This is a genomic window from Salinivibrio kushneri (assembly GCF_005280275.1).
Classification (GTDB): domain Bacteria; phylum Pseudomonadota; class Gammaproteobacteria; order Enterobacterales; family Vibrionaceae; genus Salinivibrio; species Salinivibrio kushneri.
On record NZ_CP040021.1, the window covers coordinates 2,047,390 to 2,065,925 of the forward strand.

The window sequence follows — 18,536 nt, forward strand, 5'->3', positions numbered from 1 at the left end:
GCCTCTAGTCGCGATAAAGGGCAAATTCATCCGCACACGCAACGAGATCTTGGCGGCTGATCATAAACACACCATGACCGCCGTTTTCGAACTCAATCCACTGCAAAGGCAAATGACCGTATTGCTCTTGCATATGCACAATCGAATTACCAACCTCACACACCAACACGCCATCGTCTGTCAGATAATCGGGTGCATTGGCAAGCATCCGACGCACCAGTTTCAACCCATCCGTGCCGGCGGCAAGCCCCAGCTCAGGTTCATGGCGAAACTCGTCCGGTAAGTCGTCCATATCTTCCGCATCGACGTAGGGTGGGTTGCTTACGATTAAATCGTATTTATCTTGCGGGACATCTTTAAGCAAATCCGACCGCATCGGGATCACTTGCTCTTCCAAGCCATGATCCTGAATATTGATTTCAGCGACATCCAGCGCATCGGTGGAAATATCCACCGCATCGATCTCTGCCTCTGGGAACGCATAGGCACAAGCAATAGCGATACAGCCACTGCCCGTACATAAATCCATAATCCGGCGAGGAGGGTGAGGCAAGATGCCAGCGAATTCTTGCTGGATAAGCTCACCTATCGGTGAACGTGGAACGAGCACGCGCTCGTCGACAAAAAACTCTAAGCCACAGAAATACGCTTTGTTGGTCAGATAGGCAACCGGTGTTTTATCATTGATACGTGCAATGACACGCTCAACAATACGATGCTTTTCACTGGTGGTCAGACGCGAAAAGCGCGTCTCTGAGGGCACATCAATCGGCAAGTAGAGTGTCGGTAACACCAGCTGTACCGCCTCATCCCACGCGTTGTCGGTGCCGTGGCCATAAAACAAGCCTGCCGCATTGAAACGACTGACGGTCCAGCGCAGCATATCTTGCAGCGTATGTAACTCGCTGACCACCTCTTCAGTAAAAATCGTATCCACATTGGCCTCCATCGGCTTCATGCAATTGGGGGTCGCCCTTTGACGCGAGGTCAGTACAATAAGCAGCATTTTGAGCTAGCTGAATGTACAATTCAGGTCATCACCTCGGGGACAGTTTTTTATGAGCAAAAAACCATCGATGACGGAAGAGGACTTGGCGCTATTCCGTGATGCCGTCAAAGGCGCAAAAAAGTTGAAGCAGGATACCATAAACCCACCACAACGCCAGACGACCAAGACGCGCAAACAACGTCAGTTTGAGCGACAGAGTAGCGATCGTGCATTTTACTTTTCCGATGAGTTCGAGCCGCTGCTCAATGAATCGGGTCCAATGCAGTACGCCCGTCAGGATGTCTCTAAATACGAGGTCAAGCGGCTTCGTCGTGGTGTGTATGTGCCCGATATCTACCTCGATTTACACGGAATGACCCAGACAGAAGCCAAGCGAGAGCTGGGGGCGATGCTCGCGGCCTGTGTGAAAGACGGCACTCGTTGCGCCAGTGTGATGCATGGGATTGGTAAACGGGTACTCAAAGACAAAATTCCACTGTGGCTGGCACAGCACCCTAATGTGATGGCGTTTCACCAAGCGCCAAGGGAGTTTGGGGGGGATGGCGCCTTGTTGGTGCTGATAGAAGTGCCCGAGCGCTAAAGCAACCTGTCGCTAAAGAGACAGAAGCGCGTCAAGCACTTTCTACCGATTACGAGTTTAAAAGCTGTCGTGGCGACATATGCGCACTCAGCGACGCCTGTTGGTTGGTGACATCGACCTCAATCAACGCCATGGCTGACGTGGCAAACATCGGCGGTTGCCCTTCTTGCACCCACTCGTTGGTAAGGTATCCGACTAAAGGCAGATGAGAGACGACCAAGACCACGTCAAGTTTCTCAACCTCTATCATTGCATTCAGGTAATCATAGACACGATCACTTTGCCCAAAAGGGGTGATCTCTTCTTCTGTGATCACCTCTTTTGCATCGGGTAACAAAGGCGCACACACCTGCCAGGTTTGCTGCGCACGTAAGTAAGGGCTCACCAGCACTTTATCAATCCCTTGCCCATCCAATTGCTGGTTCAGCCACGTCGCCATCTGTTTGCTCTGTTGCTCACCATTGGCCGTGAGCGCGCGGTCGCTATCACTGGCTGCAAATGCTTGCGCTTCGCCATGACGCATTATGATTAATTTCATCGCCTTAATACCCACATTCATATGCCAAGATTGGCTGCATGCTATCAAGATGATCCGCAAAAGACCAAATAAGTGGTTTGCGACTCTGGTCACTGGTAGTCATACTTACTACTAACTTATTTACTCTGATAGTGAGATGCTTGTGCACGTCAGCCCTAACGACCATAAACACTACCGTTATATCACGCTTCCTAACGCATTACGTGTCTTATTGGTGAATGACCCACATGCGCATCGCAGTGCCGCGGCACTGTCGGTGAATGTCGGTCACTTTCACGACCCAGTCGAGCGACAAGGGCTGGCGCATTTTCTCGAGCATATGCTTTTTTTGGGGACGGATCAGTGCCCCGTCATCGGTGACTTTCAGCGCTTTATTAGCCAGCATGGTGGCCACAATAATGCGTGGACAGGCACCGAGCACACCACCTTCTTTTTCGATATTCGCCCCAGCCAGTTCGCGGCAAGCTTAGATCGCTTCAGCGCCTTTTTCATTTCACCCCGTTTTGATGCCGATGCCGTAGATAAAGAACGCCAATCGGTCGACGCCGAGTATCGCATGAAGCTCAATGACGACGTGCGACGTATCTATCAAGTTCACAAAGAAACCATCAATCCTAACCATCCGTTTGCCAAGTTCTCCGTTGGCAGTGTCGAGACGCTCGCGGATCGTGATGATTCCAATGTACGTGATGATCTCATCGCCTTTTACCGAGCTAACTATAGCGCCAATCTCATGACACTGGCATTGACCGGGCCACAGTCATTGGATGAGCTTGAGCGCTTCGCGAAACAGTATTTTTCCACCATTGCCAACCATCACTATCCTGAACTTGCCATCAATGCGCCCCTGGTCACCAAGAGTGAGCAGCATCAATGGGTGACGATTGAACCTTTAAAAGAGGTTCGTAAGCTCACCTTGGCGTTTTCTGTCCCTGAGAGCCCCGAGCAATACCGCACTAAGCCTTTGTCTTACATTGCCCACTTACTGGGTTATGAAGGACCTGGGAGTTTGATGTCACTATTAAAAAACAAAGGCTATATCAACACCTTGTCTGCAGGTGGTGGGATCAGCGGGCGAGATTTTCGTGAATTTACCCTCGGCTTTTCGTTGACGCCATTAGGGCTGAGCCATCTCGACGATATTATTACCTATGTTTTTCAAACCATTGCCCTCATTCGGCGCGATGGATTACAACCTTGGCGCTATCAAGAAAAACGGCAAGTCCAAGAGCTGGCATTTCATTATCAAGACCCACAGCGCCCTATTGATACCGTCAGTCATTTGGTAATGAACATGCAGCATTATGCGCCAACCGATCTTCTGTACGGCGACTACATGATGACAGGGTTCGATCGCCACCAGATTCAAGCCATGCTGCAACATATGAGCGTCGATAACCTTCGCGTGATGCTGGTTGCCAAAGGGCAACATTACGATCAGCGCGCCGATTGGTATCACACGCCTTACGCGGTGAAACGGTTTTCTGCGCAACAAATTGCCAAATGGAAAACGGATTACATTTCACCGGTACTGACACTGCCTGACCCCAACCCATATATTGCTGATGCCCTGCACCCAATAGCTATCGAGCAAGACGCCAGCGAGGAGCCAAGCTTGATTGAAGAGCTGCCTGGCTTTCGCCTCTGGCATGGCCAAGAGTCACACTTTAGCGTGCCCAAAGGCCATATCTATATCGCCATAGATAGCCCACATGCCGTGGCGACGGTGAAAAACATTGTCATGACCCGCTTAAGTGTCGAAATGTTACTCGAAGCCCTGAATGAGCAAGCCTATCAGGCTGAAATTGCGGGAATAAATTACAATTTATACGCGCACCAAGGTGGGGTGACGCTGACACTTAGTGGCTTCAATGACAAACAGCCGCTATTGCTCGAACTTATCTTGAAAACCTTCTCTCAGCGCAGTTTCAACCCTGAGCGCTTCGAGACCATAAAAGCGCAGCTGCAACGCAGCTGGGAAAACGCAGAAAAGAATAAGCCGCTGAGCCAATTATATAACAGCATGACCGGGCTACTTCAGCCTAATAACCCACCGTACCACGCTCTTTTAGCGGCATTAGAGACGGTGACCCTGAGTGACTTACCTGACTTTGTCGATGCCATGCTTGCCACCTTGCATGTCGATATGTTTGTGTATGGTAATTGGCACCGCCATCATGCCAAGGCCTTGGCAGAAACCGTCAAAGACAGTTTGCGCGTGCAAGGGCAAGCGTATCAGGAGTCTGTGCGTCCGTTGACCTTACTTGAGGGCGTCGGCACCGTCAGTTTTGAGCGCCCTCTTGCGCATGCTGAATCAGCGCTTTTAGTGTATTACCAAAGTCCATCGACCGATCCTAAAGCGGTGGCAACCTATACCTTGGCTAACCACCTGATGTCGGCGACCTTTTTCAACGAATTGCGCACCAAACAGCAATTAGGCTATATGGTTGGGGCGAATAACTTACCGCTAAACCGCCACCCTGGACTGATTTTTTATGTCCAGTCCCCTATGGCAGGTCCTAACCAGTTAATGGCAGCGATTGATGATTTTCTGAATGCCTTTTTCATGGTGCTGTTGGAAATGACAGAAGCGCGCTGGCAAAGCAGTAAACAAAGCTTATTGGCACAAGTGAGAGAGCCGGATAATAACCTGCGCGCCCGCGCTCAACGTTACTGGATCAGTATTGGCAACAAAGACTATCAATACCAACGTCGCGAGCAGGTTGCGGAGGCGATGGCGACACTCAGCCGCGCGGATATGGTGCGGTTTGTGGTCAACACACTCAAACCGAGAACCGCAGATAGGTTAGTGATGCACAGTTGCGGGACCGACCATCAACAAGACGCGCACCTAGATGGGACCTATCCGATTGCGGACATCGCAGCCTTCCGCGCGTTATGTCAGCGTAGTGAAGACTGAGCGCCCAGCAAACAGAAAGGGCAGCCACTGGCTGCCCTCGTATCTTCCACTTGCGTTGCCTTACCCCTCGGGATAAAACACCTGTCCCTCTTTGGCCATCACGGTTAAACGCTCACAGGGTGCAAAGCGCTCACCATAACGATTTTGATGCTCGTTGAGCAAGTTGACCACACGGTCGATGCCGATATGGTCCATATAGCGGAAAGGTCCACCCAAGAACGGCGGGAAACCGATACCAAAAATCGCACCGATATCACCGTCACGCGCAGAGCGAATCACGCCCTCATCGAGGCAACGAGCCGCTTCATTGAGCATCATTAATGCACAACGTTGCGCCACCTCATGACCGGACAACTGGGCGTTTAGGGTGATATTCAGCAAGCTATAAACTTTCTTATCCACCTGCTTGGCCTTGCTGCCTTTTTTGCTGGCATCGTAGCGATAGAAGCCCTTACCTGTTTTACGTCCTTTGCGGTCATCATTCAGCAGCACATCGAAGACATCTGGCGCTTCAAAACGCTCACCCAGCTCTTGCGTCAGGATAGGCGCTATCTTAGCGCCAATATCAATGCCCACCTCATCAAGCAAAGTGATTGGCCCAACAGGGAAACCAAAGTCCAATAGCGCGGTATCGATATGTTCAATCGTTTCGCCTGCCAACAACACACGCGCGGCCTCATTCATATAAGGGGCAAGGATCCGGTTAACGTAAAAGCCTGCGCTATCACCGACCACAATCGGCGTTTTACCTTGCTGACGCGCCAGCTTAACCACAGTCGCAATCGTCTGATCACTGGTGTTTTTATGGGGGATCACCTCCACCAGCGGCATTTTTTCTACCGGGCTAAAGTAGTGCAAGCCCACAATGTTTTCTGGGCGCTGGCTACCCTCAGCGATTTGATGAATCGGTAATGACGAGGTATTGGTAGCAAAAATAGCGTCGTTACCTGTGATTGACTCCATCTCCTCGACCATGCGGTGTTTAAGCGATAAATCTTCAAATACCGCTTCGATCACCACATCCGAGTTAGAGAGGGTTGTCGCCTGTGTATCACCCGATAGCTGCATCATGGTGGCTTGCAACTCGGCTTTGCTAAGCTGTTTGCGCTTGCGCTTTTTGTCCAGCAATTTGTAGCTGTAGCGTAGCGCATTCAATATGCCATCTTCGCTCACATCTTTCACGCGTACCGGGTAACCGGCCTTCGCGACCGAAACATGCGCGATCCCGGCGCCCATCAAGCCACCGCCAAGCACACCAATACGACTAATATCACCCGGCTCAGCATCAGCCCCGTTTTCTTTTTTCATCGCGGTAGTGGCGAAGAAGATGCTACGTAGCGCTTTAGACTCCGACGTCATCACCAGCTCACCAAACTGGCGTGCTTCTTCCTCAAATCCGGCTTTCAAGCCTTTATCGAGCCCCTTTTTCACCACAGATAAAATGGCATCAGCGGCGGGGTAATTACCACGGGTTTTCGCTCGCGCTTTTTTGCCCGCTTGATCAAAGACGATATTACGCCCGACCGCATTGCCATTCAGCATCCAACTTTGCCAGCTACGGTGGCGTTTTGGTTTCGATTTCTGCGCCAGCTGCTCGGCCACGTCGAGCAAAACGGTATCCGGCACACAATCATCCACCACACCCAGCTTTTTCGCTTTTTTGGCACGTAACTGTTTGCCGGTTAGCATCATATCCAGAGCGTCTGGCACGCCGATAAGACGTGGCAATCGCTGTGTACCGCCCGACCCTGGCAATAAGCCTAATTGTACTTCTGGCAGACCAAGGCGAGTTTTATCCCAGTCTGTGGCCACACGGCTATGACAGGCCAGCGCGAGTTCAAGCCCACCACCTAAGCAAGGGCCATGAATCGCCGCCACCACGTGAAATGGCAGCGTCTCAATGCGTGAAAATAGAGCTTGACCTTGCGCGGCAATATCGCGGGCTTGCTCGGCGCTGTCACAGGCTTCGAGCATGCGCACATCCGCACCAGCCACAAAGTTATCGGGTTTACCCGAATGAATCACTAGCCCTTTGACGTTTTTATCATTTTCGAGTTGGTCTAATACCGCGGAAACGCCCTCGACAAAGCTTGCCTGCAGTGTATTCATGCTCTCACCCGGCACATCTATGGTCAGCCAGGCGATTTGGTTTTCAGCAACCGTTAAATGAAAGGCTTGTTGGGTTTCTGTGGTCATTATTCTGCCTCCAAAATCATTGCTGCGCCTAGGCCACCTGCTGCACAGGCTGTGTTCAATGCTAAACCGCCGCCACGACGTTTTAATTCACGTAAGGTTTGGGTGATCATCCGTGCACCTGTCGCGGCAAAGGGGTGACCATAGGCGATTGACCCCCCTAACACGTTGAATTTATCCATATCGATGTCACCAATCGCACGGTCACGGTTTAAATGCTCACGCGCAAACGTATCAGAGGCGAACATTTTCACATTAGACAAGGTTTGCGCGGCGAACGCCTCGTGCATATCAATCAAGGTTAAATCCGCGAGAGAAATACCCGCGCGATCAAGCGCAAGTGGTGTGGCATAAGAAGGGCCCATCAGCATGTCTTTTTCCACCCCGATGGCGGAGAACGCATACGAGCGAATGTAACCGAGCACCTCAAGCCCTAATGCTTTCGCGCGACTTTCTGGCATCATCAATACCGCAGCCGCGCCGTCGGTAAGCGGCGTGCTATTCGCTGCTGTGACCGAGCCATGCTTGCGGTCGAACGCTGGCCGCAGCTTGGCGTAGTCTTCTAGCGTGGAGTCAGGACGCAGGTTATTATCTTGTGCAATCCAGGCTTTGTAGGGCTCAGGATAGGCAGTCATCACTTCATCACTGAGCAAGCCTTCATCCCAAGCTTTGCTCGCCAGTTGATGGGAGCGCAGCGCCAACGCATCTTGCTCTTTACGTGGGATCTGATGCGACTTTGCCATTTGCTCAGCCGTTTGCCCCATGCTCAGCCCCGTCGAATATTCAGCCACCGCAGGCGGAACCGGTGCCAGATCTTTCACTGAAAGCTTACTGAGCAGCTTTAATCGCTTGCTCATGGTTTTCGCTTTGCTTAAATCCAATAATGTCCGCGCCAGTTTTTTGCTAACGCCGATGGGTAATACAGATGATGAATCCGCGCCACCAGCAATCCCCACCTGGATATTGCCTGCGACCATGCTCTCTGCCACATTGGCGACCGCTTGAAAGCTGGTCGCACAGGCACGTGTGACACTGTAGGCATCGGTGTGGATATCCATGCCGGTACCCAGCACGATTTCGCGAGCGATGTTTGGCGCTTCAGGCATTTGCACTACCTGTCCAAACACCACTTGATCAATCTCTTTCGGGGAAATACTGCTTCGGTTGAGCATCTCTTGTACCACCATTTTGCCGAGATCCACCGCCGGCACATCAGTATAAGCGGTTGATTGGCGGGCAAAGGGTGTGCGTAGCCCAGACACAATAGCAATGCGATCACCATTGCTGGTTTTGAGGTGTTGCTGAGACGTCATCACTGCTCCTTAGGATGTTCTACAGGTCTGACCACGAGTGTAACCAAATTGTTACCAGCTTAAAACATCCGTTTTAATTGATTGGTAAGATTGCCAACAGGCGCACAGATCCGCTACCAGTGCCACCATAATGGTTCATGGTAAACAAACGAAGAAGCAAAAAGAAAAATAAAAAAAGGGGCCTTGCGCGAACGCAGGCCCCAAAATATTGGAAAGCAAAACGATAATCTGGGAAGTGTGCAGTGCTTTTCCCGCACCCAGATCCGAACAGAAAGTCATATCATTCAAAAAGGAAACGCCGTTCACTCAACCTCACGAGTGTCGACACATGGCCGATAACGACAGGAGTCACTTTACCGACTTGCGGTGTTTTAATATTGAAACAGATCAAACTTGTGCCGATTTTTCACCTAAGATGAAATAAAATAACAAATCACTCGGTCTCTATAGACTGATGCAACCCATGGACAAAGGCTCATCCGGTATGACCCGACAAGCACGATACGAGGCATTGGTGCGCGCATGGCACCGTGACCTCTACCGCTATGCCTACTGGTTAGCAAAAGATCCGCATATCGCGGAAGATTTGGTGCAAGAAACCTGCTTACGCGCTTGGCGCTCGTTAGACAGCTTGCAAGATGACAAGGCAGCCAAAGCCTGGCTCATCACCATTTTGCGCCGAGAGAATGCAAGACGCTTCGAACGTAAGCAGTTTGACCATGTGGACGTTGACGATGGCGAACTGGAAGACAAAACCCGCCCCAGCGAAGAAGCGTCCATGGAGCAGCGCTGGCTACACCGACAAATTGCCGCTTTATCACCGGAATATCGTGAGCCCTTGGTCTTGCAGGTGATTGCCGGCTTTAGTGGCGACGAAATCGCCCAAATCTTGGACTTAAACAAAAACACGGTGATGACTCGCCTCTTTCGCGCTCGCGCTCAACTTAAAGAAGCACTGGACACCACCGCAACTTCAGGAGGCCAACAGTATGGACGATCTTGAATTTCGCCGCCGCCTACTTGCAGACCCTTATGATACCGATCCTGAGTTGCAAGCCGCCAAGGCCGAGTCTGAACGTCACCAAGGCTATGCGGACGATATCGCCGAGTTGGACAGCAAAATCGACCAGGCGCTTCGCGTGGAAGTACCGGAGGATTTGCCCGATAAAATTTTGTTTTCGCAAACCACCGATGTGGAACAAGGAGTCAAACGCCCACGCTGGCATCTCGCCATTGCCGCCTCGATTGCCTTTGTGTTTGGTATTGCACTTGGTCAGTTTAACTGGGGCAGTGCCACGCTGGACCTTAATCAAACGGCATTAGCGCACTATTATCACGAACATGCCTTTATAGAAGGCATTAACGAAGGAGCAACCATTGAGCAAGTCAATGCCAAACTACAGCCGTTTGGCAAAGCTTTTAATGCTCTCCCCGGCGAGGTCACTTACATCAACCATTGTAGTTTTGGGGATCAACATGCGTTGCACATGGTCATGGAGAGTGATGGACAAGCGTATACAGTGTTTGTAGTCCCGTCAGCCAGTCAGGCGCCCGCGCAGAAAAGTGACGGAAAAATGCAAGCCGTCAGCCGCCCCGTGCAATCGGCGAGCGTGATTGTGGTCGGTGAGGCGAAAAGCCCCGCCGCCCCCATTGCCGAGCAACTGCAACAGCAACTCACGCCCCAAGCGATCTAGCCACTCATTGTGCGCCCTCTCGGTAGACAGAGAGGGCGCGCGCTGCGATTTTTCCTTCCGTACCAATGACTTTTCGCCTGGTAATGTGTAACAGGTGTTCGCTGAATTCATCCCTCGTCGCTTAAATGCTCGCCAATCCTATAGATAAAAATACTAATAATGCTATTTTTATTGTTTCATTATTTTGTTTTTACCCTTTATCGTAGCGATAAATTGATTTACGCACGCGAGCTTTTACTCTAGGCCTCCCTTTATACAGCGAACAAGTAAGCAGATGAAAAATAATAAGATCGTTTATCTTGCCGTCGCCACCGCGCTCGGCTCTCTTTCCACCACCGCACACAGTGCCGGTTTTCAGCTCGCAGAAACCTCAGCGACCGGCCTTGGCCGCGCTTTCGCAGGGGAAGCGGCCATGGCGGATAACGCCAGTGCGCAATTTCGTAACCCTGCGCTATTAAGCTACCTTGCCGATACGCAAGTATCAGCCGGTGGCATCTACGTGAACCCCAACGTTGATATTGATGGGACAAACACAAACATCTCGAATGGTAAAAAGACTGCAACGTCAACCGATGATGTTGCCCATGATGCCGTGATCCCTAATTTCTATTTTGCCCATCAAATCGACGATCGCTTGACCGCTGGCCTCGCTCTGGCGACCAACTTTGGCATGGAAACCGAGTTGGGCAATGACTTCACGGGTACCCAGTTTGGTAACGAAGCGGCGGTGACGACCTTTGAAATCAACCCTAATATCGCTTGGAAAGCCACCGAGCAATTACGCCTCGGTGCCGGTATCCGTTATGTGTTGGGAGAAGGGAGTATTGGCGCCAAGAGTAGTACAGATTCTAAACTACCTACCAGCGCAGGCGCACTTGCTGGCAGCCCTGTTCCTGCACACAGCACTCTAAAATACATGGAAGGGGATGACCGTGCTTGGGGTTGGCAATTGGGGGCCGTGTACGACATCAATGATATGCACCGTGTTGGCGTTAACTATCGCTCTGAGGTAAACCTGACATTAGATGGGCATGCAGAAGGACTAACTTACAACCTAGCAGCGATTCAAAAAGGTCAACTTTCTGGAGCAGATTATCTGAGTGGCAATCACTATTCAGGCAGTATGGATCTCACCCTCCCCGCTACCGCCGAGTTCTCTTCGTTGCATCAGCTGACTGAACAGTGGGCAGTACACACCAGTATTAACTGGACCGAATGGAGCAGCTTTGACAAACTCGAGGCGAACATTCCCTCCCTTTCTAGCGATCCAAAGATGGTGAAAGTGGAAAACTGGGAAGATAACTATCGCTTGGCCATCGGCACCACCTACCAGTGGGATCAAAAACTGACGTTGCGCTCAGGCGTTGCCTACGATACCTCGGCAGTGAGCGATAAAAACCGTACTCTGACCATCCCAGAGACTGACCGGATCTGGTTGAGCGTGGGCGCCGGCTATGACGTGACCTCCAAGCTAACGCTGGATGCCGCGTTTACCTATGTGTTTGCCAAAGATGCCCCGGTGAAAGAGCCGCGTGATGGCATTGAGTCCGACAAATCAGGCTCTGCGTTTGGCGGTAATTTTGAAGGCGAGACCACAGGTAATGTGTGGTTAGTTGGCGTGCAAGCCAGCTATCGTTTCTAAGCATCACGCCTTATCTAACAAACACACCACGGCTTTGGCCGTGGTGTGTTTTATCGCGTTTTACCTGACCCGCTTACGCTGATTTACGGGGCGGCATCGATATCATCGATAAAGTCATCGAGAAACTCATCATCCAAAGCGGGTTGTTGCTCCAATGCCTCGTCCCCTTTGGCGCGATAACGGCGATTTTGCAGGTAAGCGTCGCGGGCAAACGCATAAGGGTCTGGCGAATTGTCCAATTGCGACTCCTGAGACACTAACGCGGCGCGCGACTCCATCCCATCAAACACCCATTTTAAAACCGACTGCGGCAGGGTAAGTAACGCCAGCGGCGGGTACAGGCCATCAACGACTTCGCCCGCGCCTTCTCGCACTGAGGTAGGCCCATAGCCAGGCAGCATAATATACGCGCCCGTGCCCACATCATAGTGACCGATGGCATCACCAAATTCGCGCTGATCATATTTTTGAATATCAGCCGCTGACGCGATGTCAATCAAGCCCCCTAACCCAAACAAGGTGTTGATCCAAAAGCGGTTAAAATGGGTCGCGGCTTTCTCGCCTTCCAGCATGATCAAACTATTCAACATGCTGGCGGGCTCTTCGAGGTTGCCCAAAAAATTAGAAATCCCAGTGCGCACGGGGCTTGGCACGTAATCAACATAAGCGATTGAAACAGGACGCGCCACATAGGGATCCAGATAGTCGTAGTTGACCGTCCACATCGCACGGTTAAAGCCTTCTAACGGGTCTTCTGGGTGCGGCTCTGCACCTGGCGGACGTGATACACAACCGGATAACAGGCCGAGTACCGCCACCATCAAACACAGACGTTTCCACATCAAATGGGATTCCTCTACACAATGAAAGGCTGGGAATGCCCAGCCTTGCTAACAATGATAACTATTTTGTCTTGGTTATTGCTGTTTGTCGATAACCAGTTCTGCGTGGCTGCCTAGACGCACCGCATCACTTTGCCCGACCCAGTCACCTTCTTTGGTGCCCACATCGCCATCTTGGTCAATCCGCGCCCGAATCACTACCTTATCGTGCGAGGATAACGCCTGATTAGGATTCAAGCTGTCAGTGTCTGCCAAGTCCACAGATAAGGGAAACTTAGATAACGGTAGGCGCTTAGCCGCGATTGGCATCGGTGAGTCGGCCGAGGCATGCGCGGAAATAATCACCACACCATCCTCGGGTAACTGCACTTGCTGATCCAATACCACTGTTACCGCCACTTTCGCGCCATCGGCGCTGTTGAGGGCTAGGTTTGCGCGCGCAATCGACTGATCTAACGTTTGATTACGCGGATCGTCACTGCCTATCAAAGTTTTCATCGCCTTCCACGTGGCAATAGCGTCTTGATATCGCCCTTGCTCGAACGCTTGATAAGCGAGCAAAGACATCGCCTGTAGATTGAAGGGATCCGCTTTCACCACAGATTTTAATAAATTCTGCGCCCGGGCACTGTCTGCTTCATCACCGGCAAACAACAAGGCTTGCGCCAGCCCGACTTGAATATCAGGCTGTGAAGGTGCCAAGGCATAGGCTTTCTCCATCGCCTCTTTTGCGGTCTCTCCGTCTCGGTTTGCTAGCCCAATTCGTCCCAGCAACAACCAACCGGTGCTGTCTTGCGGCTCATGCTGCAACCGGGTCCGCAACGCCAAGGTAAGATCTTGCATCTCTTGTTTGGTTAATGGCTTCTCACCCTCGAGTAGCCGCTTTGATAGCTCAGGCAACTGTTTGGCGGTTTGCTGCCACTGCGCCACTTGATTGGCACTACCCTCAATGCCATACAAGCCAAAGCTGACCACTGCCAACACAACCAAACCTGGCACCCACTGCATCGGCGTCAGGCGCAAATGACGCGCTTGCTTGGCTTTCTCTTTTTCTGGGATATCATCCAGCAATGACTGCTGCAGATCCTGCCTCAGATCACGCGTATTATCGATTAAGCCTTCGGCACTTTCCGCTTCAATTTCTTCTACACGATCAAAGTAAAAGGCTTTGTTGAGTGCATCACGGCTACCTTGATGATCGTGCTCACTTTTTTGCCAAAGGGGCCACAAAAACATCACTGCGCCAAGGACAAAAAACACCAAGGTCGCGCCCCAAAACTCAATCATTTTGGCTCCTTATCTTGCTGGGTTGACGCATGCTCAGATGACGCCGGTTGTTCCGCTTGTTCATCGATGCTCGTCGCTGACGAGCCGTTTGACGACGCATCGGTTTGTTCTGGCGATGACAACAGCGCATCGAGTCGTTGCTGCTCTTCATCGCTCAGGGCGTGATTGACGGTCTGCTTAGCGCGTCGGCTACGCACTATCACCACCCCCACGCCAGAAATCAGCACCAACGCCGGTGCAAGCCACAAAATGAGAGTTGATGCGGTGACAGGCGGGTTGTACGTTACAAAGTTGCCGTAACGCGCGACCATAAAGCTGCGAATTTCCTCATCCGTCCGCCCTTGCTGCAGCATTTGGTGCACTTTTTGGCGTAAATCCTGCGCAAGCTCCGCGTTGGAGTCGGCAATGCTGTTATTTTGACACTTGGGGCAACGCAACTCACTGGTCAGGGCGCGAAAACGGGCTTCTTGCTCGGCAGAGTCGAACTTATACACGTCAATCGCGTTGGCAAATGCCAAGCTTGCGGTTAGCCACAACGCGCCAAGCAGGATCAGTCGCTTCATTTGTCAGCCCCCTTCAATGCATCAAATTTTGGCTTGAGGGTCTCTTGCCAATTACGTGCATTCACATCACCCACGTGTCGGTACTGAATCACGCCGTTGGCATCAATCAAAAAGGTTTCCGGTGCGCCATAGACGCCGAGATCCAGCCCTAACATCCCATCGCCATCATACAAACTAATCTGATAAGGGTTACCCAGGTTGTTTAACCATTTGATTGCTTTTTGCCGATCATCTTTGTAATTGAGTCCGATGATTTTCACCCCTTGTGCCGCCAGTTTGTTCAAAAACTGGTGCTCTGCATAGCAGGTCGGACACCAGGTGGCCCATACGTTCAGCAGCAGTGGCTCGCCGGTGAAAATGGCTTGGTCATACTCCTTGCTCGGGGTTTGTAGATCCTCAAGGTGAAAAGCGGGCACAGGCTTGCCCACTAATACTGACTCTAACTTGGTCGGATCATCCCCTTTGGCGTTGTTGTCGAGTTGAGCGACAAAAAAGCCCGCCAATGCCGCAAAAGCCAGGAGTGGCAGAAACCAAAGTAACTTCTTCATACGCTGGCCTCCTGTTTGGGTGCCTGCTTGCGACGAAACCGGTAGCGCTTATCGCTGATCGCTAACGCACCACCCAATGCCATGACAATGGCACCGAACCAAATCCAGCGCACAAAGGGTTTGTAGTAAAGTCGCATTGCCCATGAGCCATCAGGCAGCTCTTCACCCATGGCAATATAGAGATCACGGGTAAAGCCGCGATCAATCGTGGCTTCTGTCATCATCGAGCGCTGCACGGAATAGAACCGCTTTTCAGCATCCAAATGGTTGATAAAGGTATCACCACGGTATACATCAAACGAGGCCACGTAACCCTGGTAGTTAGGTCCTTGCTTGTCTGATAAGTCCGTAAACTTAAAGGTATAACCTTGCAAAGTGACGCTGCTGCCCGGCGCCATTTTGACATCACGCTCAATGTCATAATTCTCGACCATTGCCACCCCAATAATGGTGATCGCAAGGCCGATATGACCCAGCACCATGGCCCAATGGCTGCGACCCAGTTTTTTAATCCCTACCGTAAAGGCATGACGATGGGTAGCACGCAAGTGAAGCTCATAGCCATGCAGGAAGGTGATCCACAGCGCCATGGTTACGCCCATTGCCGCCATCGCTTTGAAACTGTCCGCTAAGATTGCGATGGCACCGACGCCTAGAGTGACAGCCGCAATCCCACTCACGAGCATCGGCTTGGCTAAGGTTGACAGCTTGTCGCGCTTCCAGCGAATCAAAGGTCCAATGCCGAGGAAAAAGGCAAACGGTAGCATCAGCCACGCAAACAGGAAGTTAAAGAAGGGCTCGCCAATCGACACTGAGCCAAGGCCCAACTGCTTGTGCACAAGCGGCAATAAGGTACCAATCAAGACAATCACAAGCGCGGTCATCAACAAGGTATTGTTAACCAACAAGGCGTTCTCACGAGAAATGAACGACACTTTGGTTCGCCCTTTGATCTCGGAGGCACGCAGAGCATAGAGCAACAGTGAGCCACCAATCACCACCACAAGAAAGCCAAGAATGAATAGGCCACGCGCCGGATCGGAGGCGAACGAATGCACCGATACCAGCACCCCGGAGCGTACCAAGAATGTCCCTAATAAGCTGAGTGAGAACGCAGAAATGGCGAGTAATACCGTCCACGCTTTAAAGGTGCCACGCTTTTCTGTCACCGCTAAGGAGTGCATCAAAGCGGTTCCCGCCAGCCAAGGCATAAATGAGGCGTTTTCGACCGGATCCCAGAACCACCAGCCGCCCCAGCCAAGCTCGTAATAGGCCCACCAAGAGCCGAGCGCGATGCCTAAGGTTAAGAAAAGCCATGCAGCCGTGGTCCAAGGACGCGACCAACGCGCCCACGCGGTATCTAAGCGTCCCGCGAGCAATGAGCCAATGGCGAAAGCAAAGGCGACCGAAAAACCTACATACCCCATGTACAAAATAGGTGGATGCACAATGAGCCCAGGATCTTGCAACAATGGGTTCAAGTCACGGCCATCAACAGGGAAGTATGGCAGAGTGCGGTCAAACGGGTTCGAAGTCAGGATAATAAACAACAAGAAGCCGACCGATATCATGCCCATCACGGCGAGCACACGCGCGACTGACGATAACGGCATACCGCGGCTAAATACCGCCACTGCCACGGTCCAAAGCGCCTGAATCAGCACCCACAGTAACAGTGAGCCCTCGTGCGCCCCCCAAACTGCGGTTAAGCGGTAGTACCAAGGCAAGGCACTGTTGGAATTACTGGCGACATAGGCCACCGTAAAGTCATTGGTATAAAACGCCCAACTTAACGCAATAAAAGAAAACAGCAGCATGGCAAACATCCCCAAAGAAAGAGGACGCGCCATTTTCATCATTCCTTCATGGCCCTGATTGGCACCATAAAGCGGATAAAAACTCAATAACAGCGCTAATCCCAACGCAAGGATTAACGCATAATGCCCGAGCTCAACAATCATAACTGACTACCTTGTTTTTGCTCCTCTGTGTATTCAAGCGGCTGATGATTCTTTTCCATCGCCTCGGCAATTTCGGGCGGCATATACTCTTCATCATGCTTAGCCAGTACCTCACTGGCTTTTACCGTGCGTGAGTCAACCAATACCCCCTGAGCCACAATACCTTGTCCCTCGCGAAAAAGGTCCGGTAAGATGCCCTCGTAGGTCACGGTGACCGCTGGGCCCACATCGGCGACGTCAAACTGAATAAGCAACGACTCTTGGTCGCGTTTCACCGAGCCTTCCACCACCATGCCGCCAATTCTTAAGCGCTGACCGACTTCCGGCTTGCTTCCATCCGGCTTACCTTGCACGATTTCGGTCGGTGTGTAGAACAGATCCATATTTTGGTTTAAGGCATACAAGACCAGGCCGATAGTGGTCGAGACACCAATTAGCAACGCTAAAGTGATCCACAACCGTTTTTTGCGTCGAGGCGTCATAATGTGTTCTCCAGTGCTTGTGCATCTTTTATTCGCTGCTCACGGGCGATTTGTTGTTTAACCGCTTGCAGGCGTTTTTTATGTGTACGCCGGTAACCCATAATGAGGGCCAACATGGCCGCCGCGGTGATACCGAATGCGCTCCATACATAGGCGGCATAGCCTCCCATCGCTAAAAACGCACTAAAACTCTCAAAATGCATTAGTTACCCTCCACCAAAGCGCGCACCCAAGGTCGATGAGACTCTCTTAAGAGAATTTGATTCCGCAGTCCCATCAAGGTCAAGGCGACAAAAAAGCACGCAAAGCCGAGTAAGCACACCAGTAGGGGCCAAAGCATGCCAGGATCGATTGAAGGGCGAGCGAATTTGGTGATAGTGGCGCCTTGATGCAAGGTGTTCCACCACTCAACAGAGAAATGGATGATAGGCAGGTTAATCACGCCCACCATCGCTAAGATCCCCGCGGCTTGTGAGGCCGTGCGCGCATCGTCAAACGCGTTATACAAAGCCATGACGCCAATATAGAGGAACAATAGAATTAACTCAGACGTGAGGCGTGCATCCCACACCCACCAAGCGCCCCACATCGGCTTACCCCAAATCGCGCCTGTCACTAGGGCAATAAAGGTAAACACCGCACCGACCGGCGCGATCGCTCCCACCGCCCAATCGGCCATCTTTAACTGCCAAACACGGCCAATAAATGCCGCGATCGCCATCGACATATAGGCGCCCATCGACCAAATGGCGGCGGGAACATGAATATAGATAATGCGAAAACTATCGCCTTGTTGGTAGTCTGCTGGCGCGAAGGCTAAGCCCCAAACCATGCCCACCACCAAGCTCAGGCCTGCTAACACAGCAAACCAAGGGAGGAGTTTTCCACACAGCCGGTAGCTCACTTCCGGCTTTGCGTAAGGGTGAAGCCACTTCCACATGACAATTGCTCTACTTCCTGATTA

Annotated in this window: 16 protein-coding genes and 1 pseudogene; 5 read left to right on the forward strand and 12 right to left on the reverse strand. The window is 51.6% G+C overall.

Annotated features, from left to right (window positions below):
* Window positions 1-4 precede the first annotated feature (4 nt).
* Entirely contained in the window at window positions 5-937 is a 933-nt protein-coding gene (gene prmB / locus FCN78_RS09555; protein WP_069360747.1) for a 50S ribosomal protein L3 N(5)-glutamine methyltransferase, read from the reverse strand.
* A 121-nt stretch (window positions 938-1,058) separates the two neighbouring features.
* On the opposite strand from prmB, the gene smrB reads away from it, so the two are divergent.
* Window positions 1,059-1,589 carry an endonuclease SmrB gene (gene smrB / locus FCN78_RS09560; protein ID WP_077659337.1) on the forward strand — a complete coding sequence of 177 codons (531 nt, stop codon included), beginning with the start codon at window positions 1,059-1,061 and terminating at the stop codon, window positions 1,587-1,589.
* Between the two features lie 49 nt (window positions 1,590-1,638).
* Here the strand turns inward: smrB and sixA are convergent, their stop codons facing one another.
* Window positions 1,639-2,127 (reverse strand): phosphohistidine phosphatase SixA, encoded by a 489-nt coding sequence (gene sixA / locus FCN78_RS09565; protein ID WP_077659381.1) that lies wholly within the window; start codon window positions 2,125-2,127, stop codon window positions 1,639-1,641.
* 142 nt (window positions 2,128-2,269) lie between these two features.
* On the opposite strand from sixA, the gene FCN78_RS09570 reads away from it, so the two are divergent.
* Window positions 2,270-5,047: an insulinase family protein gene (locus tag FCN78_RS09570; protein WP_167483333.1), complete on the forward strand. Its 2,778-nt coding sequence runs from the start codon at window positions 2,270-2,272 to the stop codon at window positions 5,045-5,047.
* Between the two features lie 60 nt (window positions 5,048-5,107).
* Here the strand turns inward: FCN78_RS09570 and fadJ are convergent, their stop codons facing one another.
* Complete coding sequence (gene fadJ, locus FCN78_RS09575; protein WP_077659338.1) at window positions 5,108-7,243, reverse strand: fatty acid oxidation complex subunit alpha FadJ; 2,136 nt, start codon at window positions 7,241-7,243, stop codon at window positions 5,108-5,110.
* Window positions 7,243-8,553 (reverse strand): acetyl-CoA C-acyltransferase FadI, encoded by a 1,311-nt coding sequence (fadI, locus tag FCN78_RS09580; protein ID WP_069360728.1) that lies wholly within the window; start codon window positions 8,551-8,553, stop codon window positions 7,243-7,245. The genes fadJ and fadI overlap by 1 nt, the downstream gene beginning before the upstream one ends.
* Before the next feature lie 484 nt (window positions 8,554-9,037).
* Between fadI and FCN78_RS09585 the strand changes: the two genes are divergently transcribed.
* From FCN78_RS09585 to FCN78_RS09595, 3 genes are all read left to right on the forward strand, one after another.
* The gene (locus FCN78_RS09585) at window positions 9,038-9,556 is read left to right on the forward strand and encodes a sigma-70 family RNA polymerase sigma factor (protein ID WP_235607575.1); all 519 of its coding nucleotides are present in this window, start codon (window positions 9,038-9,040) and stop codon (window positions 9,554-9,556) included.
* The gene (locus FCN78_RS09590; protein ID WP_077659339.1) at window positions 9,543-10,247 is read left to right on the forward strand and encodes a DUF3379 family protein; all 705 of its coding nucleotides are present in this window, start codon (window positions 9,543-9,545) and stop codon (window positions 10,245-10,247) included. The genes FCN78_RS09585 and FCN78_RS09590 overlap by 14 nt, the downstream gene beginning before the upstream one ends.
* Before the next feature lie 274 nt (window positions 10,248-10,521).
* Complete coding sequence (locus FCN78_RS09595; RefSeq protein ID WP_077659340.1) at window positions 10,522-11,889, forward strand: outer membrane protein transport protein; 1,368 nt, start codon at window positions 10,522-10,524, stop codon at window positions 11,887-11,889.
* Window positions 11,890-11,972: 83 nt separating this feature from the next.
* Here the strand turns inward: FCN78_RS09595 and FCN78_RS09600 are convergent, their stop codons facing one another.
* The 8 genes and pseudogenes from FCN78_RS09600 to FCN78_RS09635 form a co-directional block, all read right to left on the reverse strand.
* On the reverse strand, window positions 11,973-12,731 hold the full coding sequence (locus tag FCN78_RS09600) for an MlaA family lipoprotein (protein ID WP_077659341.1): 759 nt from the start codon (window positions 12,729-12,731) through the stop codon (window positions 11,973-11,975).
* A 75-nt stretch (window positions 12,732-12,806) separates the two neighbouring features.
* Window positions 12,807-14,018: a c-type cytochrome biogenesis protein CcmI gene (gene ccmI / locus FCN78_RS09605; RefSeq protein WP_077659342.1), complete on the reverse strand. Its 1,212-nt coding sequence runs from the start codon at window positions 14,016-14,018 to the stop codon at window positions 12,807-12,809.
* A gap of 89 nt (window positions 14,019-14,107) precedes the next feature.
* Window positions 14,108-14,581 (reverse strand): annotated as a pseudogene (locus tag FCN78_RS09610) (cytochrome c-type biogenesis protein); the annotation flags it as partial.
* A complete protein-coding gene (locus FCN78_RS09615) occupies window positions 14,578-15,129 on the reverse strand; it encodes a DsbE family thiol:disulfide interchange protein (RefSeq protein WP_069360735.1) in 552 nt (183 codons plus the stop codon). The pseudogene FCN78_RS09610 and the gene FCN78_RS09615, both read right to left, overlap by 4 nt.
* Window positions 15,126-17,090, reverse strand: coding sequence for a heme lyase CcmF/NrfE family subunit (locus tag FCN78_RS09620; RefSeq protein ID WP_077659343.1), 1,965 nt, complete (start codon window positions 17,088-17,090; stop codon window positions 15,126-15,128). The genes FCN78_RS09615 and FCN78_RS09620 overlap by 4 nt, the downstream gene beginning before the upstream one ends.
* A complete protein-coding gene (ccmE, locus tag FCN78_RS09625) occupies window positions 17,087-17,572 on the reverse strand; it encodes a cytochrome c maturation protein CcmE (RefSeq protein ID WP_069360737.1) in 486 nt (161 codons plus the stop codon). The genes FCN78_RS09620 and ccmE overlap by 4 nt, the downstream gene beginning before the upstream one ends.
* Window positions 17,569-17,775 carry a heme exporter protein CcmD gene (ccmD, locus tag FCN78_RS09630; RefSeq protein WP_069360738.1) on the reverse strand — a complete coding sequence of 69 codons (207 nt, stop codon included), beginning with the start codon at window positions 17,773-17,775 and terminating at the stop codon, window positions 17,569-17,571. The genes ccmE and ccmD overlap by 4 nt, the downstream gene beginning before the upstream one ends.
* Window positions 17,775-18,512, reverse strand: coding sequence for a heme ABC transporter permease (locus FCN78_RS09635; RefSeq protein WP_069360739.1), 738 nt, complete (start codon window positions 18,510-18,512; stop codon window positions 17,775-17,777). Before FCN78_RS09635 ends, ccmD begins: the two co-directional genes overlap by 1 nt.
* Between the last annotated feature and the right edge of the window lie 24 nt (window positions 18,513-18,536).